Here is a 1,739-nt window from a genome sequence, read left to right on the forward strand (position 1 = left end):
CCCACGCTCGGCTGATCTGCAAAAGGCAGCCGAGCATTGGCTCGGCTCTACAGAAGCAGGCGAAAGCCCCGCCCCGGCGGGGCTTTCGCTTTGCCGGTCATGGCGGAAAACAGCGTTCGCGCCAGCCATGACCTCCCGCCCATGCGCCGGGCTGAACGACTGTTAAGCTCCAAGACTTAGGTCCCTTCCCGGAGTTGTCCATGCGTCGCCGCGTCCTTGCCATCGCATCCTCCCTTGCCCTGCTGGCCGCCCCGGCCTTCGCGGCGCCGCACACCACTACCCTGCCCCCGGCGTCGCTGGCCACCGCCGCACAGCTGCGCGACCAGGCGCTGGCCGATGACACCGGCTGGAAGGTGGTCGAGTCGCTCACCACCGAAATCGGTCCGCGCATCGCCGGCAGCGAAGCCGACGCCCGCGCCGTGGCCTGGGCCGAAGCCAAGTTCAAGGCCCTCGGTTTCGACAAGGTGTGGAAGGAGCCGGTGACATTCCCGAAGTGGGAGCGGCGCAGTGAACACGCCGCCGTGACCGGCAGGAACCCGCAGCCGCTGCAGATCACTGCGCTGGGCGGCAGCCCAGGCGGCACCGTGGAAGCCGAGGTGGTGCGCTTCGCCGACCTGGCCGCGCTGCAGGCCGCACCGGCGGGTTCGCTGAAGGGCAAGATCGCCTTCGTCGATTACCAGATGCTGCCGTTCCGCGATGGCCGCGATTACGGCCGCGGCGGTGCGATCCGCAGCAAGGGGCCGTCCGAAGCGATCCGCAAGGGCGCGGTCGGTTTCCTGATGCGCTCGGCCGGTACCGACTCGCACCGCGTGCCGCACACCGGCATCACCCGTTTCGATGAGGGCCTGACCCCAGTGCCGTCGGCCGCGCTGTCGGTGCCCGATGCCGACCAGCTGGCCCGCCTGCTGGCGCGTGGCAGCACCACGGTGAAGATGGCATTGGATTGCGGTTGGGATGGCACCGCCACCTCCTACAACGTGATCGGCGAGATCACCGGCCGCAGCCTGCCAAAGGAAGTGGTGGTGATCGGCGGTCACCTGGATTCGTGGGACCTGGGCACCGGCGCGGTGGATGACGGCGCGGGCGTGGGCATCACCATGGCCGCCGGCCACCTGATCGGCCAGCTCAAGCAGGCACCGAAGCGCACCATCCGCGTGATCGCCTTCGCCAACGAGGAACAGGGCCTGTACGGCGGCAAGGCCTACGCCGAAGCGCACGCGAAGGACGTGGCCCTGCACCAGCTGGCCGCCGAGAGCGATTTCGGCGCAGGCCGCATCTACGCCTTCAATACCGGTTCGCCGAATCCTGCAGGCTCGCGTGAAGCGACGAAGCAGATTGCCGAAGTGATGAAGCCACTGGGCATCGAGTACCAGGCCGACAAGGGTGGCCCGGGCCCGGACGTCGGCCCACTGGCCGCCAAGGGCGGTGCGTGGGCGTGGCTGGCGCAGGATGGCTCGGACTACTTCCACCTGCACCACACCGCCGACGACACGCTGGACAAGATCGACCCGAAGGCACTGGCGCAGAACGTGGCCGCGTACACCGTGTTCGCCTACCTGGCGGCGGAAGCGGATGGCAGCTTCGGTAGCGAGGCCAAGGCGACCACGCCGCCGAACGAATGATGCTGTAGCGTCGGGCCATGCCCGGCGAGCGCAGCGGGAAAAGTGGTGCGAACCGCGGTTCGCACCCACCGGGCAATGGCGTGGATCAGAGCCCTCGCCCTTGGCGAGGGCTCTGAC

The 1,739-nt window shown here is 68.7% G+C and carries 1 protein-coding gene; it reads left to right on the forward strand.

Translation table 11 applies throughout. The features are described 5' to 3' along the window. The first annotated feature begins 200 nt into the window (after positions 1–200). Positions 201–1,622: a M28 family peptidase gene (locus ABGA94_RS14580; protein WP_111128029.1), complete on the forward strand. Its 1,422-nt coding sequence runs from the start codon at positions 201–203 to the stop codon at positions 1,620–1,622. Positions 1,623–1,739: the final 117 nt, after the last annotated feature.

It is taken from the genome of Stenotrophomonas sp. 3diitr2024 (genome assembly GCF_042136455.1).
Lineage (GTDB): Bacteria > Pseudomonadota > Gammaproteobacteria > Xanthomonadales > Xanthomonadaceae > Stenotrophomonas > Stenotrophomonas sepilia.